The organism is Monashia sp. NPDC004114 (assembly GCF_053603855.1).
In genome coordinates this window covers 42,530-64,238 of sequence record NZ_JBSGGK010000016.1, presented here as the reverse complement: position 1 = coordinate 64,238, position 21,709 = coordinate 42,530, and the positions used below count along the sequence as shown (strand labels likewise).

The window sequence follows — 21,709 nt, the reverse complement described above, 5'->3', positions numbered from 1 at the left end:
CCGGTCGACTGAGCGGCCCCTCACTCCCGTCACACGAGACGGTGCGATGCATGGAACGCCGGCGCGGTTTGGTGCATCCCTACATGCATGACCATGCACCCGGCTGTTCCCGACGACGTGATCCCACCCCTGCAGCGGCTGCAGCAGGCCCGCGACGACGTCGCCGAGCGCGATCGAGTCCTCGAGCGCCTCGACCGCGAGTCCCGCGCGCTCGACGCCGCCCTTCAGCAGCTCGACCAGGCGCATGACGCACTGGCCGCGGAGTCCCGCGACGTCGAGCGTCTCGAGGGGGCGTCGCCGAGGCGGCTCTGGTCGTCGCTGCGCGGCACTCGGGACGTCGATCTCGGGCGCGAGCGCGGCGAGGTCGACGCGGCAGTCGCGGCCGTCGAGCACGCAGAGCGTGAGGTCGACCGTCAGGGTGCGGTGGTCGACGCGCTCTCCGCGAGTGCCGCGGCCCTGGCCGACGCCGACGCCGACCTGGAGGTGGCGCTCGAGATGGTCGCTCGCGGCATCGACGGTCTCGAGGCATCCGCTCCGCACGCCGTCGCAGCGGCCGCGAACGAGCTGTCCGTGCGTCGTGAGCTGCGCGAGATCGAGCAGGCGATCGTCGCCGGGCAGGCCGCCCACGAGTCGCTTCGCGACGCCCATTCGGTGGTCGCCGAGGCCGACTCCTGGTCTGGATGGGACACCTTCGGCGGCGGCGGCATGTTCAGCTCGATGATGAAGCACGAGCGACTCGACGACGCGCGTGGGCGGCTGGAGTCCGCTGCCGAGGCGCTCGCGGACTTCACTCGCGAGCTCGACGACCTGCACCTGCCCGGCATCCGGCTCGGAGACTTCGACGGACTGACCCGAGGCATGGACATCTGGTTCGACAACATCTTCACCGACCTGGCCGTGCGCAGTGAGATCAAGCGGTGCAGGCGCGATGTCGAGGCTGCTCTGGACGCCGTGACCTCGGCCCTCGACAGCCTCGAGGCGCGCCAGCAAGACCTGAACGCCTGAGCGTCGGGCGGGCCCGGCTTCGCTCAGTGGCGCTTGCGGCCGACCTCGACGATGCGCCAACCGCGGTGGCGAGCGATCTCGCGCAGCTCGCGATCGGGGTTGACCGCTACCGCCGTGCCGACGCGCTCCATCATCGGCAGGTCGCTGATGGAGTCGCTGTATGCCGCGCAGCGGGACAGGTCGTAGCCGCGCTCCGCCGCAAGCTTCTCGATCTCGACGACCTTCCCGGCGCCGTAGCAGAACTCGCCTGCCAGATGTCCGGTGTAGCGGCCCTCGCCGTCCAGCTCGCTGCGGGTCGCCACCGCGCCCTCGAGTCCCAGCGCGTCGGCGATCGGTTGGACGAGCTCGATCGGCGAGGCCGACACGACGATGCGGTCCTGGCCGAGCGCCCGCGCGTCGGACAGCAGGACGGCCGACGCCGGGATCACCTTGCGGACGATGCTCGGGACGATCCCGTGGGCCAGGTGGATGACGTCGGCCTGCCGCACGCCCGCCACCGCCCGGAGGATCCGCTCACGCAGCGCGGCCGACCCTTCGTCCGTGGATCCCTTGCGGTGGAACGCGATGGCGTTGAACGTGTCCTTGACGAGGTCCAGCCAGGGCACGTGGCCGCCCCGGAAGGCAGCCACGGCGAGCGGGTAGTTCGCCGAGCCGCGGATCAGGGTGCGGTCGAGGTCGAAGAACGCGGCCGAGGGGACCGCGGCGACCGCGTCAGACGACACGGGCGGCCACCGGCAGTGGGGAGCGTCGCGCCATCGGCGGCACGGTGTTCACCGCGGCCTTGGGCAGCCTCCGGTTGCGCTTCGGCGGCAGGGAGAGCCGGAAGACCTTGGCCCAGGCCGAGCCGACCTGCTTGGGGAGGGGCCCGGTCGTGTAGGGCAGGCCGTAGCGCTCGCAGATCTCGCGCAGCTCGACCGCGACCTCGGCATACCGGTTGCTCGGCAGGTCGGGGAAGCAGTGGTGCTCGATCTGGTGGCTGAGGTTGCCGGTCATGATGTGCATGAGCTTGCTGCCGGAGATGTTGGCCGACCCGAGCATCTGGCGGATGTACCAGTCGCCGCGGGTCTCGCCCTCGATCTCCTCCTCGGTGAACGTGTCGACGCCGTCAGGGAAGTGGCCACAGAAGATCACCGAGTGCGCCCACACGTTGCGGATCATGTTGGCGGTGAACGTGCCGATGAAGGCCTCCTTGCCCGACCCGAACGGGATCGCCGCGGCGGGGGTGGCGACATAGTCCTTGCCGAACTGCCGGACGACCTTGCGCATCGTGTCCTTGAGGTCGCTCTTGACGGCCTCGGTGGACTTGTCGCCGTCGCGCCAGGCTTCGAGCTCGAGGTCGTAGATCGCGATGCCCCACTCGAAGAACGGCGCGAGCACCGCGTTGAAGAGCGGGTTGAACAGGTGCCGCGGCTCCCACTTCTGGTCCTCGTCCATGCGCAGGATCGAGTAGCCCACGTCCTTGTCCTTGCCCAGGACGTTGGTCCAGGTGTGGTGCAGGTCGTTGTGGGTGTGCTTCCACGACTTCGCCGGGGACACGAAGTCCCACTCCCAGGTCGTCGAGTGGATGTCGGGGTCGCGCATCCAGTCCCACTGGCCGTGCAGGACGTTGTGCCCGATCTCCATGTTCTCGAGGATCTTGGCGACCGAGAGCATGGCCGTCCCGGCGACGAGGGCGGCCTTCTTCTTCGAGAACAGCAGCGTCACGCGCCCCGCCACCTCGAGGGTGCGCTGCACCCGGATGACGCGACGGATGTATGCCGCGTCCTTGGCTCCGCGCGAGGCGATGATCCGGTCACGGATGGCGTCCAGCTCCTGGCCGAGCCGCTCGACATCGGCGTCACTGAGGTGGGCGGCAGCGCCGGGCCGCTTGACCGGGCCGCCGGAGGCCGCGAGCACGGGCTTGCTGGCGCGGACGAGCGCGCCCTGGGATGCCCCTGGTGCCCCTGTTCCCTGGGCCGCGACCGGTGTGCCGGCCGCGGTGGTCGTGGGGCGGTTCGCTGTGGCGGTCATGGGATTCCCTTCTCAGATGTCCAGGTGGACTGGGCCTGCGGCCGCGTTGACACAGGTCTGGATCAGCTCGCCCTCGTCGCCGTGCACCTCACCGGTGCGCAGGTCGCGGACCTTGCCCGCGACGAGGGGAGTCAGGCAGCTGCGGCAGATGCCCATGCGGCAGCCGCTCGGCATGACGACGCCGCACTGCTCGCCGGCGTCGAGCAGTGGCACGTCGCCGCCGGCCTCGACCTCTTTGTCGGACTTCTCGAACGTAACGAGCCCGCCCTCGCCGCCAGTTCCCGGCAGCAGCACGGGAGCGAAGCGCTCGATGGTCAGGTTCGCGCCGGTGTCGTCGACACCGCCGGGAGACTCACGCTCCCACAGTGCCGTCGCGTCGTCGAGGAAGTCAGCGGGACCGCAGGCGTATGCCGCTCGCTGCCGCCAGTCGGGGCACAGCAGGTCGAGGTCGGTGGGCGCCGAGAGGTCCAGCCTGCGGCCGGCCTGCTCGACGTCTGCGGCATCGGCGGGCCCGGGCTCGACCCGGGTGTACCAGTGGCGCACGTGCAGCCCGGGGAACTGGTCGGCCAGCTCGAGCAGCTCGTCGCGGAACAGCGCCTCCTCGGGCCGGCGCGCCGAGTGGACCAGGACGACGTCGGCGTCCGGACGGCGCGGGACGAGAGTGCGGACCATCGACATGACCGGGGTCAGCCCGCTGCCTGCTGTGAGCATGAGCAGCGGCCGCGGGCGGGTCGGGAGGACGAAGTCGCCCTGCGGGGTGTCGAGGAAGAGGATGTCGCCGACCTTGGTCCGGCGGGCCAGCGCGGTCGAGACGACGCCGATCGCGGTGACGGTGATCGCGGGGTCGTGGCCGGCGGCGGCCGAGAGCGAGTAGCTGCGCCACTGGCGCACGCCCTCGATCTCGACGCCGATGCGGGCCCACTGACCGGCCAGGTGCGGGTTCCAACCGCGGCCGGGGCGGAAGTGGATCGTCGTCGAGTCCGGGGTCTCGCGGACGACGCGCGTGACGACCCCACGCAGCTGCCGTGACGAGGAGAGCGGGTTGAGCAGACCGAGGAAGTCCTCCGGTGTGTGCGGGGTCGTCAGGATCGACGCCACGCGGCGAAGGGCACGGATCTGGCTCATACATCCATGGTCCTTGCCAAGCCCTGTCCGGATCTTGGGCCAGCGCGTACTCTTTGGCACAAGAAACTATTGTTTGACGACAAAAAGCAGGAGGGCACAGTGGCCCACGCCACGTCCGACCCGCCGTGGTTGTATCTCCCGGCCGAAATCAGCACGATGTTGCGACCCGTCGTCGGCGACATCGTCGAGGCGATCATCGCGGGCATCCCGCGCGACGTGCCGGTCTACGCGATGCCGATGGAGGGCCGTTTCGGCCAGGGTGTGCGTCAGGGCGTCCAGATGGCGATCCACCGTTTCCTCGACCTGCCCGGCACGCGGCTCCCGGCCCTGTCGGACGACGGCAAGTGGGTCTACGAGAGCCTCGGGCGGGGAGAGGTCCGCTCGGGCCGCAGCCTCGAGGCGCTGCTCGCGGCATACCGCTATGGCGCCCGGGTGACGTTCCGGGCCATCTCCCACAACGTCGACGTGTCGCAGATGGCGCCGGATGTCCTTCTGTCGCTGGGTGAGTCGCTCTTCGCGTACATCGACGAGCTGTCGGCCGCGAGTGCGCAGGGCTATGCACAGGAGCAGTCCGAGCGCGCCGGCGAGCATCAGCGCCTGCGAGGTGAGCTCGTGGACATGATCCTGCGTGGCGACTCCACGGACGGCGCCGTGAGCCGTGCCTCGGCCGCACTCGGCTGGTCGCTGCCCGAGACCGTCGTCGTCGCGCTCGTCCCGCTGCCGCTCGCGGACGGCCTGCGAGCCGCGCTGGGCCCGGATGCGCTCGTCGCGGAGCGGGGCACCGACGCCCTCGTCGTGTACCCGTTCGTGGCCGGCCAGAGGCGACGCCGCGACCTGGCCCGCGCGCTGCGCGGCAGGGCCGCGATCGTCGGGCCGCCACGCCCGTGGCAGCAGGCGTCGGAGAGCCTGCACCTGGCCGACAGCGCTGCCGCACACGACATCGGGGCCCCCCGCGAGACGGACCGGACGCGCACCGAGCCGCTCTGGGTCGAGGACCACCTTGCGGCGCTCGTCGTGCACTCCGAGCCGCTGGCCACCGCCGACCTCGCGCGCAGCCGGCTGGCTCCGCTAGACAGCCTCCGGCCGCTCGCGCGGGAGCGCCTCAGCGAGACGTTGCTGGCGTGGCTGCGGCACCAGGGCCAGCGGGCCCCGATCGCCGAGGACCTCTTCGTCCACCAGCAGACCGTCGGCTACCGCGTCGCCCAGCTGAAGCAGCTCTTCGGGGACCTGCTGGACGATCCAGAGGCGCGGTTCGAGCTCGAGCTGGTCCTGCGCGCCGGCTACCGCTAGCTGTGCACCAAAACGTCGAGTGGCCGCGTCGTCACACCAGTCCCACGTGAAGGCAACCTTCACCGAGATGCGTGTGACGACGCGGCCACTCGACCTTACGAGCGACCCCGACCGGGCTCGAACCGGCGACCTCCGCCGTGACAGGGCGGCGCGCTAACCAACTGCGCTACGGGGCCTTGCTATGAACTTGAACTGCGTATCCCCAACGGGATTCGAACCCGTGCTGCCGCCGTGAAAGGGCGGAGTCCTAGGCCGCTAGACGATGGGGACCCATCTCCGTTGGGACGTCGAAACTATAGGGGTTTTTGGGCACGGCTCCAAATCCGCCGGCTCACCCCTTGGCCCACGCCCGCACCTCGTCGACCGACCATGTGGTCACGATGCGTTCGGCCGGGATCCCGAGCCGCTCGGCCCGCTCACAGCCGAGCGACTTCATGTCGAGCTGGCCGGGCGCGTGGGCGTCCGAGTCGATGGTGAACAGGCAGCCGAGATCGCGGGCGAGCTCGATGAGCTCGTCCGGAGGGTCGCACCGCTCCGGCCGGGAGTTGATCTCGACGGCGACATCGTTGTCGAGACACGCGCGGAAGACCTTCTCGGCGTCGAACGTGGACGGTGGCCGCTTGCCGCGGTTTCCCATGACGAGCTGCCCGGTGCAGTGCGCGAGGACGTTGGTGCGCGGGTTACGCACCGCGGTGACCATCCGGGGCGTCAGCTCGTATGCCGCCTGGCGGAGCTTGGAGTGGATGGAGGCGGTGACGACGTCGAGCTGGTCGAGCATGTCGTCGTCCTGGTCGAGGGTCCCGTCGAGGTGGATGTCGACCTCGATGCCCTTGAGCAGGGTGAAGTGGTCTCCGAGGCTCGCGTTGATGGCCTCGACCCGCCGGAGCTGGTCCGCGAGGCGCTCCCGGGTCAGGCCGTTGGCCACGGTCAGCCGGGGCGAGTGGTCGGTCAGCGCCATCCACTCCTGGCCGAGCTCCACGGCGGTCAGCACCATCTCCTCGATCGGGCTGCCGCCGTCGCTCCAGTTCGAGTGGGCGTGCAGGTCTCCGCGGAGCGCGGCATAGAGCTCGGCGCCACCGGTCGTCAGGGGTGCGCCGTGCTTCTCCTCCGCCGAGGTGAGGTAGGACGGCATGACGCCGCGCACCGCCTGCGTGATGATCGCGGCACTGGAGTCGCCGACTCCCTTGATCTGCTTGAGGGTGCCGGCCTCGACGCGCTCGTGCAGCTCGGACTCGGGGACCAGCGTGATCGCCTCGATCGTGCGGCGGAACGCGTCGATGCGGTAGCTGCTCTCGCGGCCCCGCTCCAGCAGGAAGCAGATGCGACGCAGCGCCTCCAGCGGGCTGACCGGTGCCTGCGGCGGGATCGGCTCCTCCATGGCGGCCAGCCTAACCGCGGCGTCCGACCCTGCCGGCGGTCGAGGACGGCCTCAGGGGTGCAGGTTCGGCAGGCTGCTCGCGTTGGGAGCGGTCGGGGGCGCTGGGGACGCAGGAACCACGCGCACGATGTCGCCGTAGTGTCGGGCGATCACCCCCGGCGTCGAACCCTCGTCCGCGACGACGACGACCTGGTCCGCCCGCCCGTCCTGGCGCACGCTGTAGACCTCGACGCCCTGGGAGCGCCAGAACGCGGTGTCGTCGACCACCTGCTGCGCCACCTGCTCCTTCTGGGCGAACGAGTGCGTGGCCGTGGTGAACTCGACGTCGCTGGGCGAGGGCATCGCGCCCCGCACCAGCGCCTCGAGGGCCGGGTTCGGCTGGGTCTCGGCGACGACGAGGTGCGTGTTCGTGGCATCGGTCGTGTAGGCGCCCGAGAAGGTGTCGGGCCAGCGCGAGGCGATCGACGGCCACACCGAGTCGAAGCCCTGCGTGACCGGCGTGGAAGGCCCCTCGAACCAGACCGACGCGGTGCCTTGCGGGGCCACGGCCGGCCCGCGCGGGACGTCAGGCGCATTGCCGCCGCTGCTGTACCCAGAGCCGCCAGAGGCGTCCGCAGGCGCCTTGGCCTCGGAGCCCGCCTCCCCGGCGCCCGCGGAGGTCGCGCTGTTCGCGGTCAGGCCGTGGTTGGCGGCATACCAGGTCCCGCCGACCGAGCCGAGGACCACGAAGGCCGCGGCCGCCCCCATCAGCGCCGAGCGGCGTCGGGCCGTGGCGGCCCGGCCGCGCAGGAGGGCGCGCTGGACGAACAGGTCGTCCTGTGGCGGTTCGAGCTCGTTCATGGTGCCCAGCGCCTTTCGCAGCGCCTGCTCGGCGGGGTCGGGCGCGCCGTCGCGGATCGGGTGTTCGCTCATGTCGTCGCTCATGTCACCGCTCCTGCCCCGGTGAGTGGTGGATCGGCCAGCCTGTTGCGCAGGGCTGACAGCCCGCGCGAGATCTGGCTCTTGATCGTCCCCTCGTTGACTCCGGTGCACTCCGCGATCTGAGGGACGGTGAGGTCCTCCCAGAAGCGCAGCACGAGCACCGCTCGCTGCTTCTCGGGAAGGTCCTCGAGCAGCTGCGTGAGCGTCATCGCGAGCTCGCGGTCGGGGCCTTCGATGGCCGGCTCTGGTGTGGTGTCGGTGAGGACCTCGCGTCGTCGTTTCCGCTGTTGGTTGAGGTAGAGGTTCAACATGGTTCGCCTCGTGTATGCCGCTTCGGCGCCTTCCCCGATGCGTGGCCACGCGACGTAGACCCGGGCGAGCGCCTCCTGGACCAGCTCGTCGCCGTCGGCCCAGTTGCCGCAGAGCAGGAAGGCGCGTCGACGCAGCATGGTCTGCTGCTCGACGACGAACGTGCGGAAGGCCGCCTCGTCCCTGCGTCTCATCTGCTCCCGCCAGGTCGTGGATCGCCGGTCTGTCGGTTCTGCTGTCACTGTCGTACACCTCATGGACCCGCCAGCCGCCCGAACCGTTGCATGCCCAGGCGGCGAAATGCACGAGGTCAGTGCACCCGACCAAGCGCCACCAGGGCGAACATGAGCGCGGCGACCGTCTCGCCGTCGGTGATCGACCCGTCGGAGAGTCGTCGAAGCACCTCGGCGACCGGGACCCGAGAGACCGCCTGGATGCCCTCCTCGGCGCGCGACGCGTCGTGGTCGACGGCCGGGGCGGGATGCAGGCCCGTTGCGAGGAAGACCAGCTCGGGCGCGCGGCATACGCCGTTGAGGGCGTTCATGACGCCTACCTGGCGCCACGTGTCCGCGGCGAGGCCGGTCTCCTCGGCGAGCTCGCGCTGCGCCGCCAGCAGCGGGTCCTCGCCGTCGGTGCCACCCGCCGGCACTTCGAGCGAGAGCCCCACGGTGTGGCGGTCGACCGTGACGAGGACGACCTCGTCCTCGCCGGTCAGGGCGACGACGAACACTGCCGGGCGGCGGAGCTCGACGACCCCGTAGATGCCGTCGGTGCCGTCCGGCCGGACCACCGCGTCCTCCCGGACGGTGAGCCACGGGTTCTCATACACCACGCAGGTATGCCGCACCGGCCAGGTCATCGTCGCGTCCCGTCAGCCATGCCGGAATGGTGCCATCCACGCGCCCTGCAGGTGGCGGCCTCGCGCCCTGTGATCTTGCTCCGGAATACGGAGCAAGATCACAGGGACGGGGAGGATCGCCCCTAGGAGGTCAGGCGGCGGACTCGAGGCCGAGCAGCCGCTCCTTCACGGCGATGCCGCCGAGGTACCCGCCGAGGCTGCCGTCCGAGCGGACCACCCGGTGACACGGCACCACGATCGGGACTGGGTTTGTCGCGCAGGCCGACCCGACGGCGCGAACTGCCCTGGGGCTGCCCGCGGCCGCGGCGACCTGGGCGTAGCTCTCGGTGGAGCCGTATGGGATGTCGCGCAGGTGCTGGAGCACGGATAGGCGGAACCCGTGCGCGAGGCGAAGGTCGACGGGAGTCTCGAAGGTGTGGCGCCGGCCGTTGAAGTACTCGTCCAGCTCCTGCACGAGCTGGTCGAAACGCTTGCCACTCTTGAGGATTCGCGTCCCGATGTGCCTGCCCAGGGTCTCCAGCACGCGGTCGTGGTCTTCGACGGCATACGCGACGCGGACGGTGCCGGCATCGGTCGCGGCGAGCAGCAGGGGCCCGACGGGGGAGTCGACGGTGCGGTACGTGACGTCGACGAGCGCTGCAGACGTGGCGCGCTCGACGAGTGCATCGTGCAGGGCCACAAGCCGCTCGGCGTCACCGGCGCTGGGATCGGACAGCAGCTGAATCACATTGTCAGACATAGGAGCTCACTTCCTCGCGGGTGAGATAGGTCTCGCGAAGTCGCGCGATGCCGTCGGCGGCCGCGCGGCGTGCGGCCGCTGCGGTGCCTCCGACGATCACGGCGACCTCCTGGTGTGGCAGGCCGGCGACGTGGTGGTAGGCCACGCACTGGCGTTGCTTCGGGGGCAGCTGGGCCAGCGCCGACCACAGGGCCTCGTCGGGCAGAGCAGCGTCGGGCTGGTCCGCCTGGGGGCCCGGTCGGTCCGGCACCGACTCGACCGGCAGCGCATGCCGCCTCTCCGCCCGGACCACGTCGAGCGCCTTGCGGTGGGCGATGGTGACGAGCCAGGCCCGGACGTTCGCGTCGTCCGGCAGGTCCGGCCAGGCACGCAACGCGGACAGGAAGGTCTCTGACCACGCGTCCTCGGCTTCAATGGGGCCCAGGACAGCGCGGCAGACCCGCAGCACCACGGCCCCGTGGTCGGTGACGGCCTGCTCGAACGGTGTCCTCATGCCCGGTAGACGCTCCAGCCCGCGTAAGTGTGAGGTCGGGCCCAGCATCGCACCAGCCCCCCAGATCGAGTCGAGCGAGCGGGCTCAGAAGAGCCGGCCGACCTGGTCCGCGGGAGGCTCCTCGAGCGCGAGGAGGTACCGCTTGCGGTCGAGCCCACCGGCATAACCGACCAGCGAGCCGTCGCTGCCGATGACCCGGTGGCAGGGGACGACGATGGAGATGGGGTTGCGGCCGTTGGCCGACCCGACCGCCTGGGCGAGGTTTCGGTCGCCGAGCGCGCGAGCGAGGTCGCCATAGCTGCGGGTCTCGCCGTACGGGATCTCGCGCAGCAGCGCCCACACCTTCTGGTGGAAGTCGTCGCCCTGGGGTGCGAGCGGCAGGTCGAAGGTCGTCAGGGCACCGGTGAAGTATGCCGCCAGCTGCACGCTCGCGGACGCGAAGGGCTCCTGCTCGATGTCGCCCACCGGTCCGTAGACCTCCGCGTCGTCCGGCCGGTGCCTCGCCGCGTCCATGAGCAGGTGCGTGATCGCGTCGTCCTCGGCGACGACGGTGAGCTCGCCGATGGGCGAGGGCAGGACCACATGGCTGCGGCTCACAGCCGGTCGCCACCCGGAGTGGTCGCGGTGGACGCGCCCCGCTGGGTCCTGCTCGTCGCGCCGCGGGGGCCGGTCTCGGGCTCGTGCGCGGCGAGGATGTCCTCGTGCGTCGGCACCGGGAACTCGGCAGAGTAGTCGCCGTACGCCCGCGGGTCCTCCCTCGGCTCGAGATGACACGTCAGCGCGATCTCCCCGAAGTCGCGGTGCACCGCCGCCTCGACCTCCTCGACCAGGTCGTGTCCCTGCCGCACTGTCCAGGCGCCCGGCACGAGGACATGCACCTCGGCGAAACGGTGGTGACCGGACTCACGAGTGCGCAGCGCGTGGAAGTGGACCTCGCTCGTGACGAACCTCGTGAGGATGTCGGCGATCGCGCGGTTGTCCTCCTTCGACATCGAGATGTCCATGAGGCCTTCGGTGGACTCCCGGATCAGCTTCCAGCCGGTCCAGACGATGTTGAGACCGACGAGGAAGGCAACCACCGGGTCGAGCCGGGCCACGCCCGTCAGCGCAACGATGAGGACGCCGACGACGACGCCGGCCGAGGTCCACACGTCCGTCATGAGGTGCTTGCCGTCGGCCGTCAGAGTCAAGGAGCGGTAGCGGCGCCCGGCCCGGAGCAGCACAACGGCGACGACACCGTTGACCACCGAGGCGACGACGGAGATGGCGAGGCCGAGGCCGACGTTCTCCAGCGCCTGCGGGTGCAGGAACCGGTCGATCGCCGTCCACATGATGACCAGGGCCGCGACGAAGATCATGACCCCCTCGATCGCCGCCGAGAAGTACTCCGCCTTGGTGTGGCCGAAGTGGTGGTTCTTGTCCGCGGGCATGGCCGCGACCTTGAGCGCGATGAGCACGGCGACGGCGGCGACGAGGTTGACCACCGACTCCGCAGCGTCGGACAACAGTCCCACCGAGCCGGTGATCTGCCACGCGACCACCTTGAGCGTGATCGTCACGATCGCCGCAGCGATCGAGAGGTACGCGAACCTGCTCAGGTCGTGCGGCCGCTGCACGCGGCTCGCCGACGTGGACTGCGCGGGCTGAGGCGATGACGACTCGGGCGATGGCTCAGGCGATGACTCAGGCGATGACTCAGGCGATGACTCGGACTGCTCGGGGGGCTGGGTGGAGGGCTGTGACACCCCTCCAGTGTCGCAAAGGGCACCGACTGTCTCGTCCAGGTCCACCGTCCGGCTGGTGACCGGACGAGCGAAACGGGTAGGGAGGCCTGTGTCCGAATGGATGCGAAAGGAGTGTCCGCACATGGGTAACGCAGACAAGGCCAAGAACGCCGGCCAGGACGTGAAGGGCAAGGCCAAGGAGGCCGCCGGCAAGGCGACCGACAACGAGCGGCTCGAGGCCGAAGGCAAGCGCGACCAGGCAGCGGCAGACCTCAAGCAACGGGGTGAGCACGTCAAGGACGCGTTCAAGAGCTGAGCAGAACGCTCGAGGTGTATCCGCGTGCCCGCGCAGGCACGCGGATACCCCCGTTCTGGGGCGAGGCCTTGCGGCCATCCGCTGAGTCCGTGAGGCTCGTTCTGAACCCCCGAGCTCTTCGGTCGAGAGGCGGCACCCTGTGACAACGACAACCGTGCCCACCGTCCCCGCAGCCACCGCAGACGAGATCGCGGCGATGGACGCCTGGTGGCGGGCCAACAACTACCTGACCATCGGCCAGATCTACCTCCAGGACAACCCGCTCCTGCACGAGCACCTTGCGCCGGATCACATCAAGCCGCGGCTGCTCGGGCACTGGGGCACGAGCCCGGGTTTGTCCTTCGTCTACACGCACATGTCGCGGATCATCCGGCACAGCGGCCAGGAGACGATCTACCTCACCGGACCTGGCCACGGCGGCCCGGCGCTCGTCGCCGCTGGCTACCTCGAGGGCACGTACACCGAGACGTACCCCAACGTCACCTGCGACCTGGCCGGGCTGAGACGGCTCTTCCGGCAGTTCTCCGCGCCCGGCGGCATACCCAGCCACGTGTCGGTGACGACACCGGGCTCGATCCACGAGGGCGGCGAGCTCGGCTACGTGCTCACGCACGCCTTCGGGGCCGTCATGGACAACCCTGGCCTGCTCGCGCTCGCGGTCGTGGGTGACGGCGAGGCAGAGACGGGCCCGCTGGCGGGCTCCTGGAACGGCGTCTCGTTCCTCAACCCGACGCGTGACGGTGCGGTCCTGCCGATCCTGCATCTCAACGGCGCGAAGATCGCCGGCCCCACGGTCATGGGCCGCAAGGACCCCGCCGAGGTGCGCAGCTACCTCGAGGGGCACGGCTACGACGTGCTCGAGGTCGAGGGCGACGACCTGCCCGGCATGCACGAGCGGTTCGCGGAGACGCTCGCGACGGCATATGACCGCATCACGGCGATCCAGGCATCCGCGCGTGGCGGCGACTGGGACGGCATGCGGCCGCACTGGCCGCTCATCGTGCTGCGGACGCCCAAGGGCTGGACCGGTCCGGACGAGGTCGACGGCGTCCGCGTCACCGGGACGTGGCGCTCCCACCAAGTGCCGCTGTCCGGCGTCAAGGAGAACCCGGCCCACCTCCAGCAGCTCGAGGAGTGGCTGAAGTCGTACCGTCCGGAGGAGCTCTTTGACGAGCGCGGAGCGCCGGTTGCCCTTGTGCTGCAGGCGAATCCATCCGGTGACCTGCGCATGAGCGCGTCGCCCCACGCGAACGGCGGCGTGCTGACGACGGATCTCGACATCCCCGACTACCGCGAGTTCGCCCGAGACGTGCCGTCGCCGGCGACGGTGCGCGCCGAGTCGACCCGCGCGCTCGGCGAGATGATGCGCGAGCTCTACCGGCGCAACCCGACGACGTTCCGGCTGTTCTGTCCTGACGAGACGAACAGCAACCGCATCGGCGCGGTGTTCGATGTCTCCGACCGGATGCTCGCCGAGCGCATCGATGACGACGACGAGAAGATCTCGCACGACGGCCGGGTCATGGAGGTCCTGTCCGAGCACGCTTGCCACGGCTGGCTCGAGGGCTACAACCTCACCGGCCGGCACGGGCTGTTCGCGACCTACGAGGCGTTCGCCATGGTCAGCGCCTCGATGACCGTGCAGCACTGCAAGTGGCTCCAGGAGGCGAACCACCTCGACTGGCGCGCCAAGGTGCCCAGCCTCAACATCCTGCTGACGTCGACAACGTGGCGCAACGACCACAACGGCTTCTCGCACCAGGGTCCGGGACTCATCACGACCGTGCTCAACGCGCGCGGCGACGTGTCCAGGATCTACCTGCCGCCGGACGCGAACTGCCTTCTGTCCGTTGCCGACCACTGCTTCCGTTCACGCAACTACGTCAACCTCATCGTCATCGACAAGCAGCCACAGCCGCAGTGGCTGACGATGGACGAGGCCGTCGCGCACTGCGCGGCGGGAGGCGGGATCTGGGACTGGGCCGGCACGGACGACGGGTCGCAGGACCCGGACATCGTGCTCGCCTGCGCAGGGGACGTGGTGACGATGGAGGTCGTCGCTGCGGCCGAGATCCTGAGGCAGCGGTTGCCTCAGCTGCGGGTGCGCGTCGTCAACATCGTCGACCTCATGACCCTGCCCCGGAAGCGGAGCCACCCGCACGGGATGGACGACGTGCGGTTCGCGGAGCTGTTCACCGACTCGGTCGACGTCGTCTTCGCGTTCCACGGGTACTCCGGCGCGATCCATCAGCTCGTCCACGGGCGCCCGGACGCCGACCGCTTCCATGTGCGCGGCTTCAGCGAGGAGGGCACCACGACGACGCCTTTCGACATGGTCGTCCGGAACGAGGTCGACCGCTACCACCTCGTCATCGACGCGATCAACAACACGCGCCGGCAGGTGCGGGGCGCGAGCGACCTCAAGTCATGGTGCGAGTCCCAGCTCGAGCGGCACGGGACGTACATCGTGGACCACCTCGAGGACATGCCCGAGGTGCGCGACTGGGTGCGGACGCCCGAGGACGAGCGCGGCTGAGTGGGTCGCCGCTGCAGCGGCGCTTGACGTATGCCGTGGGGCGAGGCCCACGGCATACGTCCTGTTCGGTGGTGGTTTCGACTCCCGCACTAGTGCTGGGACACGTGGTAGCAGGCCACGTCGTACTGCGAGCTGGGGCTGTAGTTCTGGCCGCCCGTGCCTCCGAGCGTCGAGTTGATGCCGGGCTCGTTGAAGGGCGATCCCGGTGACGAGGCGGCGTTCCCTGGGGTCGTGCCGCCGGCAGCCTCGATGTCCTGACAAGACTGGCTCGGTGGGCCGGTGCCCGCAGGGTCGCCGCTGGCCAGAGCCGGTGCCGCGCCCGCGATGGCGATGCTGGCAAGGCTGACTCCGATGGCCGCGATAAGTCGAGTTCGCATGGCCGTTTCCTCCTTGGGGCCCCGTCTGAGCCCCAGACGGAGACGCCCGTTCCGGGGCTCGCGTTCGAGGCTGCGCGGCGTGTCGTGCCGATCCTCAGGAGATTGCCAGGTCCTGTCGGGCTGGCTCTCGGATTCGAGCGCTGGGTGGTGCCTCGAGCACGGTCCACCCTGAGGACGGCAGACCTCGGCGCCTCTAGAGTTCCAAGGAGGCACCACAGCGACAGGGAGGCTGAGATGGCTGGGACGACAGTGGGCGAGGTGACGGTTGCCGAGGTGATGGCCGAGCTGGCCGCGATGCAGGATCCGAAGGCGCTCGAGGTCAACACGAGGCACGGGGACGACCACGCCGTCAACCTCGGCCAGCTGCGTGCCCTCGCCAAGCGGCTCAAGACACAGCAGGACCTCGCTCTCGGGCTCTGGCAGACCGACGACACCGCGGCGAAGCTCCTGGCGATCCTGATCTGCCGGCCCAAGGCGTTCGGGCGCGACGAGCTGGACACGATGCTGCGCGAGGCGCGCACTCCCAAGGTGCACGACTGGCTCGTGGGGTACGTCGTCAAGAAGAGCCCGCACTGCGAGGAGCTGCGTGTTTCCTGGCTCGCCGACAGCGATCCGGTTGTCGCGAGCGCGGGCTGGGCGCTGACCGCCGACCGGGTGGCCAGGAGTCCTGAGGGCCTCGACCTGCCGGGCCTGCTCGACCTCATCGAGGCCGAGATGAAGAGCGCCCCCTCGCGCCTGCAGTGGGCCATGAACACCTGTCTCGCCCAGATCGGGATCGAGCATCCTGAGTACCGAGCCCGGGCGATGGACATCGGTGAGCGGCTTGAAGTGCTCAAGGACTACCCGACCCCGCCGAACTGCACCTCGCCGTTCGCGCCCATCTGGATCACCGAGATGGTGCGCCGACAGGGCTCGTAGCACGCCATGACGTCAGGCGGTGGCTCACCCGGCCTCTCGAGGCTCGCCGAGCGTGCGGCGGGCCTCGTCGTCGACGGGCGACGCGTGGTCCTTGGAGTGGCGGGTGCCCCGGGAGCCGGGAAGACGACCTTTGTCGAGGCCCTCATCGCGCACGTGGCGCAGACTCGGGGCGCTGACTGGGTCGCCCACCTGCCGATGGATGGGTTCCATCTGGCCGACGTGCAGCTGCGACGTCTCGGCGCCTTGTCCCGCAAGGGAGCCCCCGACACCTTCGACGTCGCCGGGTACGCCCACCTGTTGGAGCGTGTGCACAGCAGTCCGGACGAGGTGATCTATGTTCCGGGCTTCGAGCGCACGCTCGAACAGCCGCTGGCAGCAGCCCTCGTCGTCGCTCCGTCCGCGAAGCTCGTCGTCACCGAAGGCAACTACCTGCTGCTGGACCAGGAGCCGTGGATCCGCGCACGGGCACAGCTGGACCAGGTCTGGTACGTCGCGACCGACGACGAGGTGCGGGTCAGCCGTCTCATCGACCGACATGTCCAGTTCGGCAAGGGCCGAGACGACGCCACCGAGTGGGTCATGGGCTCGGACGAGACCAACGCCGCGCTCGTGATGAAGTCGGCCGATCTGGCCGACCGGCTCGTGGTGAACTCGCCTCGCGGCTGGCTGACGACCGACCCGTGACGGGCGGCGGGGCGGGCGGCGGGGCGGGCGGCGGCGCGAGCGCGCCGGGGTCGGTCGGGCCGATGTAGCGTCCCTGCCCGCTCGGCCGGAACGTCAGGTCAGTTGTGTCCATCAGCAAGGCCGCCTGAGGCAGACGATGCAGCGGAGCCAAGGCCCGCAGCACCCCTCGTGGGAGGTGCCGCACCCGAGCCGGCGACTCATCAGGGTCGCGCAGCAGGGCAGCCAGCTCGTTGAGCGACAGGTCGCGCGGGCCGCCGATCTCGAGGATCCGCCCGCGGTAGGTCGGGCCGAGGACGGCGCCAGCGACGAGGTCGGCGACATCGTTCACCGATACGAGGTTGATCGGGTTGTCCCCGCGCCCGAGGACGATCCCGTGACCGACAGCCTCTGCCCACAGCTCGGCGAACGCCGTCGCCCGGACGATCGTCCATGCGAGCCCGCTGGACTGCACGACCTGTTCGGCGGCGTACTTCTCTCGAAACAGCACCATGGGGCTGTCCGGTGACGCACCCACGACGGACACCATCACGTATGCCGCGTCGGTGCCTCGGGCGGCCGCGACGAGGTTCGCGTTTCCGTCCCGGTCGACGGATCTCGGGGTGACCCAGCCGGGGCCGGCGAACCCGTGAACGGCCGACACCACGACATCCACGCCCGCGACTGCCGGCCCGAGCGTCCGGGGCCGCCGGACGTCACCTTCGACCACGTCGACGTCCAACCGGTGCAGCGGCTCCGCTCGTCGCGCGTCACGCGTCAGGACCCGGACCTCGACATCCTGGGCGACGAGGCGTTCTACGACGCGCGACCCCAGCCGGCCGGTGCCCCCGGCAACGAGCGCTCTCACCGCACGACCTGGTCGCGCACGGCCTGGTCGACCGTGTCAGCTCCCTCGTCGACCGGCTCCACGAAGAAGGCAGCCCTTCGAGCCATGTCCCCGTCGATGTCGAATACGACGACGCCCGTCATGTGATGCGGGCTTCCGTCCCTCCGTGTGCCGCGCATGTCCAGCTGCGTCCAGATCGTCGAACGGTCGAATGCGGCTGCTATGACGGCAACGTGGAGGTCCGGCACGAACGTGAAGATCTGATCCCAGTTCCGCCGTACCTGGTCTCGGCCGATGAACCCGCGGCCGGGATGGGCCGGGGTGCTGTTCACGTAGTCAGGGGCGAAGCAGCCAACGAGTGCATCGAGATCGTGCTCGTTGGCGGCCCCGATCAGCCGATCCAGCCATCTCTGTGTGTCGTCCATGGTCCACCTGATTTCGTTCCAGTAGACTGTAATGAACTATGACTCCACCACGTGACCGCGTCAAGACCCCGCGCACATACGACTCCTCCCGTCGCCGCGAGCAGGCACGCCAGAGCCGGGCGCGTGTTGTCCAGGCCGCGGAGCGGCTGTTCCTCGCGAACGGGTATGCCGCCACGTCGATCTCCGCTGTCGCCGAAGCTGCCGACGTCTCGGTGGACACCATCTACAAGTCGTTCGGCGGCAAGCCGGGCCTGGTCCGCGCGATCGTCGGCCGCGCCATCGAGGGCGAGGGCCCGGTCCCGGCGGAGCACCGTTCCGACGCGCTCCAGGCGCAGGAGACCGACCCGCGCAGGATCATCGCCGGATGGGGACGGTTCGTCACCGAGCTCGCGCCGCGAGCCAGCCCGCTCCTGCTGCTCGTCCGCGCCGCGGCCGGCTCCGACCCGGAGCTTCAGTCGCTGCTCGACGACATCGACGCCGAGCGTCTGCGACGGATGACCGCCAACGCGCGCCGACTCCAACGGGCCGGGCACCTCCGTTCCGACGTCAGCGTCGCCGCCGCGGCGGACATCATGTGGACCTACAGCTCCGCCGAGCTCTACGAGCTGCTCGTCATGCGCCGTGGTATGCCGCTCGACCGCTACGGACGGTTCGTCGCAGACGCGATGACCGCGGCCCTCCTCTGAAGGCACGCCACGCGGCATTCTCGGCGTTGGGCGACTGGTGCGGGTCCATCTGTGGGCGGGAGGGCTGCGATACTGGGGCCGTAGCCTCGGCCACCGAGACGGCATCGCCTCATCGCATCTTCGTCTGTGGGAGCCATGTCCACGAACAGTCCTGCACCCTCGCCGCCGCCACCGGCGGAAGGCGCCTCAGCCTCGGCCGGGCCGGACGCGTCGTCCGACCGGCTCGCACTGCCGGCAGCAGCGCCGGCTCAAGAGCGAGTCATCTTCGGGCGCCAGAGAAGGCTTCGTCTCGGGGCCCTGATCGCCATCGCCGTGACCCTGCTGGGCGTCGCCATGGTGTGGATCGTCCACGCGACAGACGTCGACAGCTGGCTGGCCGTCCACACCGGACTGACCGACCTCACCGGGCCCTACTACGGGTTCTGGTCCGGCATCGGGTCCGACATCGCCGAGCTGACCCTGATCGGTGCGGTCAGCACGGGGGTCTACCAGCTGGTCAAGAAGTACAACTGCCACCATCCAGGCTGCTGGCGCGTCGGAAACCATCCCGCTGCCGGCGGGCAGTTCTACCTCTGCTGGCGCCACCACCCGGACTTCATGGGCGGGAAGCCGACCAAGGAGATCATCGCCGAGCTCCATCGTGAGCACCTGGCCCGCCAGGAGGTGCTGCATGCGCGCATCCACGAGATCCACACACGTCTGGTGAGCCGCCCCGGCGGCGAGCCCACGCCCAGGGGCACCGCGAACAGCACTGACCAGAGCTCCACCGGCCACGGGCGGACCGGCTCACCTTAGGTGCGCGTGCGGCATACGATGCGCGGGCTTATCGAGGGTCGCCCTCGCTGATGCCGATGCGGATCTTGCCCTTGCCCTCGGGGCACTCGTCCATGTGCGATTTCGCGTCCCGGCGAGCCTTGTCGCGAGCCCGCCGCGCTGGGCCGGTCCAGTCGCAGCTCTTGCAGTAGCCGAACGCGAACGCGCCGTCGTCCTGAGTGACGGGCTGCCCGGAGTCGGCATCCACTCGCTCCAGGTGGGCTTGGTGCTTGACACCCTCGGAGTCTTTGACGGTGAGCTCGTGGCCGCGTCGCTTGAAGAACCGGGGGCCAGCATGGGGCTTGGCCATGTGCGCCATCCTCCCTTACGAGCAGATCACCCGCGCACCTGTCCCAACGACTGGAGGTCGGCGTCGGGCTCGCCTTCCTCGCCCACGTCGCCCACATCGCTCACATCGCCAAGGGCTCAGGTGGGCCAGAAGACCGGGATGAGCGTGATCGCGATGACGAACCAGCCGACGGTCGTGGCGAGACCGAGCTTCCAGTAGTCGCCGAACCGGTAGCCGGCCGGGCCCATGACGATCATGTTGGCCGGTGTCGCTATCGGAGTGAGGAACGACGTCGTGCCCGCCACGACCACGAGCATGAGCACCGGGGCGGCGGCGATGCCGACATCGTGGGCGGCAGCCAGCGCGATCGGCGTGATCACCAGCACGGTCGCGGTGTTCGAGATCACCTGCCCGAGCGCGAGCGTGAGGACGAACAGTGCCGCCAGGAGCAGCCGCGGCCCTCCACCTTCCACGAGGTCCACGATGTGTCCCGCGACGATGTCGGCGGCGCCGCTGGTCGTGATCGCCACCGACATCGGGATGAGCCCACCGATGAGCACGACGGTCTGCCACGAGACCGCACGGTAGAGCTGCTGCGGCGTGAGGACACCCGTCAGCACCATGCCCCCGGCCCCGACGAGTCCCGCGATCGCGGGAGTCGTGACGCCCGTCGCCAGCAGGGCGACCGTGACGGCGAGGACGCCGAGGGCCCGCCAGGCCGGCCCACCGAGCGGGGCGTTCTGCTGACGCACCAGGTCGGGATCGGTCACGAGGAGCACGTCGTGGTCCTTCGCGAGCGCCGAGACCGCAGCCCACGGTCCGTGCAGCAGGAGCAGGTCGCCTTCGGCGGCGTTGGTGGCCTGTGGGCCTCGGTCGCGCCCCAAGCGGCGGACGGCCAGTACCGTCAGCCCCGAGCGCACCTGCCCTGGGAAGACGCGCTGCCCGATGAAAGCCGATCGCGGCGGCACGACCACCTCGGCCACACCGGCCTCGCGGCCCAGCAGCGCCTCTCTGGTCTGCCTGGTGAGCGGGGTCGCGACGACCTCGACGTCTCCGGAGGCGACGAGCTGCGCGACATCCGAGGTGTCGCCGCTGACGACCACGACGTCACCGGCGCGCACGACCTCGCCGACGTCGCCGGGAGCCCCGTCGGCGTGCTGCACTCCCACGACGGTGAGCCCGTCGGGCACGGCGATCTGGTCCGGGGGCGTCCCGGCGAAGCCAGAGCCCGGACGCACCCGGACGCGGGTGAAGCCCTCCTCGAGGCGGTAGTGCTCGAGCAGTGTCTCGAGATGGTCGGACACGTCGGCCACGGTTTCTTCCGGCTTGCGGTGCGGCAGCAGACGCTCTCCGAAGAGCACGCTCACCGCGATCGTCACGATGAGCAGCGGCACGCCCATGAGACCGAACTCGAAGAAGCCGAAGCTCTGGCCGGTCGCGGCGACGAGGGCATCCGACACGATGACGTTCGTCGGGCCGCCCGACAGCAGGAGCAGCGCGCCGGCGATGGCCGCGAACGACAGCGGCATCAGCAGGCGTGACGGCGACAGCTCCGTATGCCGTGCCCCCAGGACCACGACCGGCAGCATCGCCGCTGCCGAGCCGTTGGGCGTCACGAAGGCCGAGAACACCGCGGCCAGCAGCATGAACGAGATCATCAGGATCGTGCGTCCGGAGCCGGCCCGGCGCACCAACGCGCGTCCGGCCCACGCGGTGACGCCCGCGGTCTCGAGCCCTGCGGCCACGACGAACAGGCACGCGATGAACACGACGACGGGGTCGCCGAAGCCGGACACCGCAGTGGTGGCGTCCACGACGCCGGTCACGTAGAGCGCCAACGCGCTCATCACCGCAACCAGGCCGACCGACAACCGGTTCCAGATGAACAGCGCGACCGTCACCGCCAGAACCACCAGGCTCCAGGTCGCGTCGCTCACGGGTCCTCCGGCTGCTGACAGTCGGACGTCCCGCCCGAGTCCTGCCGCTCAG

The 21,709-nt window shown here is 69.9% G+C and carries 24 protein-coding genes and 2 tRNA genes; 8 read left to right on the top strand and 18 right to left on the bottom strand.

Going from position 1 to position 21,709, the window contains the following annotated elements:
• Nucleotides 1-87 precede the first annotated feature (87 nt).
• Nucleotides 88-1,005 (top strand): hypothetical protein, encoded by a 918-nt coding sequence (locus ACWEOW_RS18875; RefSeq protein ID WP_452270773.1) that lies wholly within the window; start codon nucleotides 88-90, stop codon nucleotides 1,003-1,005.
• Between the two features lie 23 nt (nucleotides 1,006-1,028).
• Here ACWEOW_RS18875 and ACWEOW_RS18870 read toward each other — a convergent pair whose 3' ends face one another.
• The 3 genes from ACWEOW_RS18870 to ACWEOW_RS18860 are packed head-to-tail and all read right to left on the bottom strand — an operon-like array spanning nucleotide 1,029 to nucleotide 4,140.
• Nucleotides 1,029-1,727, bottom strand: a complete 699-nt coding sequence (locus ACWEOW_RS18870) for an HAD family hydrolase (protein ID WP_452270772.1) — start codon at nucleotides 1,725-1,727, stop codon at nucleotides 1,029-1,031.
• The gene (locus ACWEOW_RS18865) at nucleotides 1,717-3,015 is read right to left on the bottom strand and encodes a fatty acid desaturase family protein (protein WP_452270771.1); all 1,299 of its coding nucleotides are present in this window, start codon (nucleotides 3,013-3,015) and stop codon (nucleotides 1,717-1,719) included. Before ACWEOW_RS18865 ends, ACWEOW_RS18870 begins: the two co-directional genes overlap by 11 nt.
• Before the next feature lie 12 nt (nucleotides 3,016-3,027).
• On the bottom strand, nucleotides 3,028-4,140 hold the full coding sequence (locus ACWEOW_RS18860) for a ferredoxin reductase (RefSeq protein ID WP_452270770.1): 1,113 nt from the start codon (nucleotides 4,138-4,140) through the stop codon (nucleotides 3,028-3,030).
• A gap of 156 nt (nucleotides 4,141-4,296) precedes the next feature.
• On the opposite strand from ACWEOW_RS18860, the gene ACWEOW_RS18855 reads away from it, so the two are divergent.
• The gene (locus tag ACWEOW_RS18855) at nucleotides 4,297-5,430 is read left to right on the top strand and encodes a PucR family transcriptional regulator (protein WP_452270769.1); all 1,134 of its coding nucleotides are present in this window, start codon (nucleotides 4,297-4,299) and stop codon (nucleotides 5,428-5,430) included.
• 102 nt (nucleotides 5,431-5,532) lie between these two features.
• Here the strand turns inward: ACWEOW_RS18855 and ACWEOW_RS18850 are convergent.
• The 10 genes from ACWEOW_RS18850 to ACWEOW_RS18805 all read right to left on the bottom strand — a co-directional run bounded on the left by ACWEOW_RS18850 (nucleotide 5,533) and on the right by ACWEOW_RS18805 (nucleotide 11,745).
• Nucleotides 5,533-5,606, bottom strand: a tRNA-Asp gene (locus tag ACWEOW_RS18850).
• Between the two features lie 21 nt (nucleotides 5,607-5,627).
• Nucleotides 5,628-5,700: transfer RNA gene (locus tag ACWEOW_RS18845), tRNA-Glu, on the bottom strand.
• A gap of 61 nt (nucleotides 5,701-5,761) precedes the next feature.
• Nucleotides 5,762-6,808: a PHP domain-containing protein gene (locus ACWEOW_RS18840; RefSeq protein ID WP_452270768.1), complete on the bottom strand. Its 1,047-nt coding sequence runs from the start codon at nucleotides 6,806-6,808 to the stop codon at nucleotides 5,762-5,764.
• Nucleotides 6,809-6,859: 51 nt separating this feature from the next.
• Nucleotides 6,860-7,732 carry a hypothetical protein gene (locus tag ACWEOW_RS18835; RefSeq protein WP_452270767.1) on the bottom strand — a complete coding sequence of 291 codons (873 nt, stop codon included), beginning with the start codon at nucleotides 7,730-7,732 and terminating at the stop codon, nucleotides 6,860-6,862.
• Nucleotides 7,729-8,232, bottom strand: a complete 504-nt coding sequence (locus ACWEOW_RS18830) for an RNA polymerase sigma factor (RefSeq protein ID WP_452270766.1) — start codon at nucleotides 8,230-8,232, stop codon at nucleotides 7,729-7,731. Before ACWEOW_RS18830 ends, ACWEOW_RS18835 begins: the two co-directional genes overlap by 4 nt.
• A 116-nt stretch (nucleotides 8,233-8,348) precedes the next feature.
• Entirely contained in the window at nucleotides 8,349-8,897 is a 549-nt protein-coding gene (locus ACWEOW_RS18825) for an NUDIX domain-containing protein (protein WP_452270765.1), read from the bottom strand.
• Nucleotides 8,898-9,027: 130 nt separating this feature from the next.
• A complete protein-coding gene (locus ACWEOW_RS18820) occupies nucleotides 9,028-9,636 on the bottom strand; it encodes a methylated-DNA--[protein]-cysteine S-methyltransferase (protein WP_452270764.1) in 609 nt (202 codons plus the stop codon).
• Entirely contained in the window at nucleotides 9,629-10,129 is a 501-nt protein-coding gene (locus tag ACWEOW_RS18815) for an RNA polymerase sigma factor (protein WP_452270763.1), read from the bottom strand. Before ACWEOW_RS18815 ends, ACWEOW_RS18820 begins: the two co-directional genes overlap by 8 nt.
• Before the next feature lie 84 nt (nucleotides 10,130-10,213).
• A complete protein-coding gene (locus tag ACWEOW_RS18810) occupies nucleotides 10,214-10,726 on the bottom strand; it encodes a methylated-DNA--[protein]-cysteine S-methyltransferase (protein ID WP_452270762.1) in 513 nt (170 codons plus the stop codon).
• Entirely contained in the window at nucleotides 10,723-11,745 is a 1,023-nt protein-coding gene (locus ACWEOW_RS18805) for a cation diffusion facilitator family transporter (RefSeq protein ID WP_452270838.1), read from the bottom strand. The genes ACWEOW_RS18810 and ACWEOW_RS18805 overlap by 4 nt, the downstream gene beginning before the upstream one ends.
• Nucleotides 11,746-11,995: 250 nt before the next feature.
• On the opposite strand from ACWEOW_RS18805, the gene ACWEOW_RS18800 reads away from it, so the two are divergent.
• The gene (locus ACWEOW_RS18800) at nucleotides 11,996-12,169 is read left to right on the top strand and encodes a CsbD family protein (protein ID WP_452270761.1); all 174 of its coding nucleotides are present in this window, start codon (nucleotides 11,996-11,998) and stop codon (nucleotides 12,167-12,169) included.
• Nucleotides 12,170-12,308: 139 nt separating this feature from the next.
• A complete protein-coding gene (locus ACWEOW_RS18795) occupies nucleotides 12,309-14,705 on the top strand; it encodes a phosphoketolase family protein (RefSeq protein WP_452270760.1) in 2,397 nt (798 codons plus the stop codon).
• An 89-nt stretch (nucleotides 14,706-14,794) separates the two neighbouring features.
• Here ACWEOW_RS18795 and ACWEOW_RS18790 read toward each other — a convergent pair whose 3' ends face one another.
• Nucleotides 14,795-15,082 carry a hypothetical protein gene (locus tag ACWEOW_RS18790; RefSeq protein WP_452270759.1) on the bottom strand — a complete coding sequence of 96 codons (288 nt, stop codon included), beginning with the start codon at nucleotides 15,080-15,082 and terminating at the stop codon, nucleotides 14,795-14,797.
• Between the two features lie 234 nt (nucleotides 15,083-15,316).
• Between ACWEOW_RS18790 and ACWEOW_RS18785 the strand changes: the two genes are divergently transcribed.
• Nucleotides 15,317-16,000 (top strand): DNA alkylation repair protein, encoded by a 684-nt coding sequence (locus ACWEOW_RS18785; RefSeq protein ID WP_452270758.1) that lies wholly within the window; start codon nucleotides 15,317-15,319, stop codon nucleotides 15,998-16,000.
• A gap of 6 nt (nucleotides 16,001-16,006) precedes the next feature.
• Nucleotides 16,007-16,684 carry a nucleoside/nucleotide kinase family protein gene (locus ACWEOW_RS18780; RefSeq protein WP_452270757.1) on the top strand — a complete coding sequence of 226 codons (678 nt, stop codon included), beginning with the start codon at nucleotides 16,007-16,009 and terminating at the stop codon, nucleotides 16,682-16,684.
• Here ACWEOW_RS18780 and ACWEOW_RS18775 read toward each other — a convergent pair.
• Nucleotides 16,578-17,528, bottom strand: coding sequence for an SDR family oxidoreductase (locus ACWEOW_RS18775; RefSeq protein WP_452270756.1), 951 nt, complete (start codon nucleotides 17,526-17,528; stop codon nucleotides 16,578-16,580). The two genes, ACWEOW_RS18780 and ACWEOW_RS18775, sit on opposite strands and share 107 nt — an antisense overlap.
• Entirely contained in the window at nucleotides 17,525-17,932 is a 408-nt protein-coding gene (locus tag ACWEOW_RS18770) for a nuclear transport factor 2 family protein (protein WP_452270755.1), read from the bottom strand. Before ACWEOW_RS18770 ends, ACWEOW_RS18775 begins: the two co-directional genes overlap by 4 nt.
• Nucleotides 17,933-17,970: 38 nt before the next feature.
• Between ACWEOW_RS18770 and ACWEOW_RS18765 the strand changes: the two genes are divergently transcribed.
• Both ACWEOW_RS18765 and ACWEOW_RS18760 read left to right on the top strand, forming a co-directional pair.
• Entirely contained in the window at nucleotides 17,971-18,618 is a 648-nt protein-coding gene (locus ACWEOW_RS18765) for a TetR/AcrR family transcriptional regulator (RefSeq protein WP_452270754.1), read from the top strand.
• Between the two features lie 135 nt (nucleotides 18,619-18,753).
• A complete protein-coding gene (locus tag ACWEOW_RS18760; RefSeq protein ID WP_452270753.1) occupies nucleotides 18,754-19,413 on the top strand; it encodes a hypothetical protein in 660 nt (219 codons plus the stop codon).
• Between the two features lie 28 nt (nucleotides 19,414-19,441).
• Here ACWEOW_RS18760 and ACWEOW_RS18755 read toward each other — a convergent pair whose 3' ends face one another.
• Both ACWEOW_RS18755 and ACWEOW_RS18750 read right to left on the bottom strand, forming a co-directional pair.
• Complete coding sequence (locus ACWEOW_RS18755; RefSeq protein WP_452270752.1) at nucleotides 19,442-19,741, bottom strand: hypothetical protein; 300 nt, start codon at nucleotides 19,739-19,741, stop codon at nucleotides 19,442-19,444.
• 116 nt (nucleotides 19,742-19,857) lie between these two features.
• Nucleotides 19,858-21,657: an SLC13 family permease gene (locus tag ACWEOW_RS18750; protein ID WP_452270751.1), complete on the bottom strand. Its 1,800-nt coding sequence runs from the start codon at nucleotides 21,655-21,657 to the stop codon at nucleotides 19,858-19,860.
• Between the last annotated feature and the right edge of the window lie 52 nt (nucleotides 21,658-21,709).

What these genes read in the sequence shown, in the direction of transcription:
- ACWEOW_RS18835 (WP_452270767.1), bottom strand. Translation starts at nt 7,732, where the DNA reads ATGAGCGACGACATGAGCGAACACCCGATCCGCGACGGCGCGCCCGAC.
- ACWEOW_RS18800 (WP_452270761.1), top strand. Translation starts at nt 11,996, where the DNA reads ATGGGTAACGCAGACAAGGCCAAGAACGCCGGCCAGGACGTGAAGGGC.
- ACWEOW_RS18825 (WP_452270765.1), bottom strand. Translation starts at nt 8,897, where the DNA reads ATGACCTGGCCGGTGCGGCATACCTGCGTGGTGTATGAGAACCCGTGG.
- ACWEOW_RS18875 (WP_452270773.1), top strand. Translation starts at nt 88, where the DNA reads ATGACCATGCACCCGGCTGTTCCCGACGACGTGATCCCACCCCTGCAG.
- ACWEOW_RS18865 (WP_452270771.1), bottom strand. Translation starts at nt 3,015, where the DNA reads ATGACCGCCACAGCGAACCGCCCCACGACCACCGCGGCCGGCACACCG.
- ACWEOW_RS18755 (WP_452270752.1), bottom strand. Translation starts at nt 19,741, where the DNA reads ATGGCCAAGCCCCATGCTGGCCCCCGGTTCTTCAAGCGACGCGGCCAC.
- ACWEOW_RS18790 (WP_452270759.1), bottom strand. Translation starts at nt 15,082, where the DNA reads ATGCGAACTCGACTTATCGCGGCCATCGGAGTCAGCCTTGCCAGCATC.
- ACWEOW_RS18815 (WP_452270763.1), bottom strand. Translation starts at nt 10,129, where the DNA reads ATGAGGACACCGTTCGAGCAGGCCGTCACCGACCACGGGGCCGTGGTG.
- ACWEOW_RS18785 (WP_452270758.1), top strand. Translation starts at nt 15,317, where the DNA reads ATGGCTGGGACGACAGTGGGCGAGGTGACGGTTGCCGAGGTGATGGCC.
- ACWEOW_RS18780 (WP_452270757.1), top strand. Translation starts at nt 16,007, where the DNA reads ATGACGTCAGGCGGTGGCTCACCCGGCCTCTCGAGGCTCGCCGAGCGT.
- ACWEOW_RS18760 (WP_452270753.1), top strand. Translation starts at nt 18,754, where the DNA reads ATGTCCACGAACAGTCCTGCACCCTCGCCGCCGCCACCGGCGGAAGGC.
- ACWEOW_RS18830 (WP_452270766.1), bottom strand. Translation starts at nt 8,232, where the DNA reads ATGAGACGCAGGGACGAGGCGGCCTTCCGCACGTTCGTCGTCGAGCAG.
- ACWEOW_RS18855 (WP_452270769.1), top strand. Translation starts at nt 4,297, where the DNA reads ATGTTGCGACCCGTCGTCGGCGACATCGTCGAGGCGATCATCGCGGGC.
- ACWEOW_RS18820 (WP_452270764.1), bottom strand. Translation starts at nt 9,636, where the DNA reads ATGTCTGACAATGTGATTCAGCTGCTGTCCGATCCCAGCGCCGGTGAC.
- ACWEOW_RS18765 (WP_452270754.1), top strand. Translation starts at nt 17,971, where the DNA reads ATGACTCCACCACGTGACCGCGTCAAGACCCCGCGCACATACGACTCC.
- ACWEOW_RS18840 (WP_452270768.1), bottom strand. Translation starts at nt 6,808, where the DNA reads ATGGAGGAGCCGATCCCGCCGCAGGCACCGGTCAGCCCGCTGGAGGCG.
- ACWEOW_RS18770 (WP_452270755.1), bottom strand. Translation starts at nt 17,932, where the DNA reads ATGGACGACACACAGAGATGGCTGGATCGGCTGATCGGGGCCGCCAAC.
- ACWEOW_RS18860 (WP_452270770.1), bottom strand. Translation starts at nt 4,140, where the DNA reads ATGAGCCAGATCCGTGCCCTTCGCCGCGTGGCGTCGATCCTGACGACC.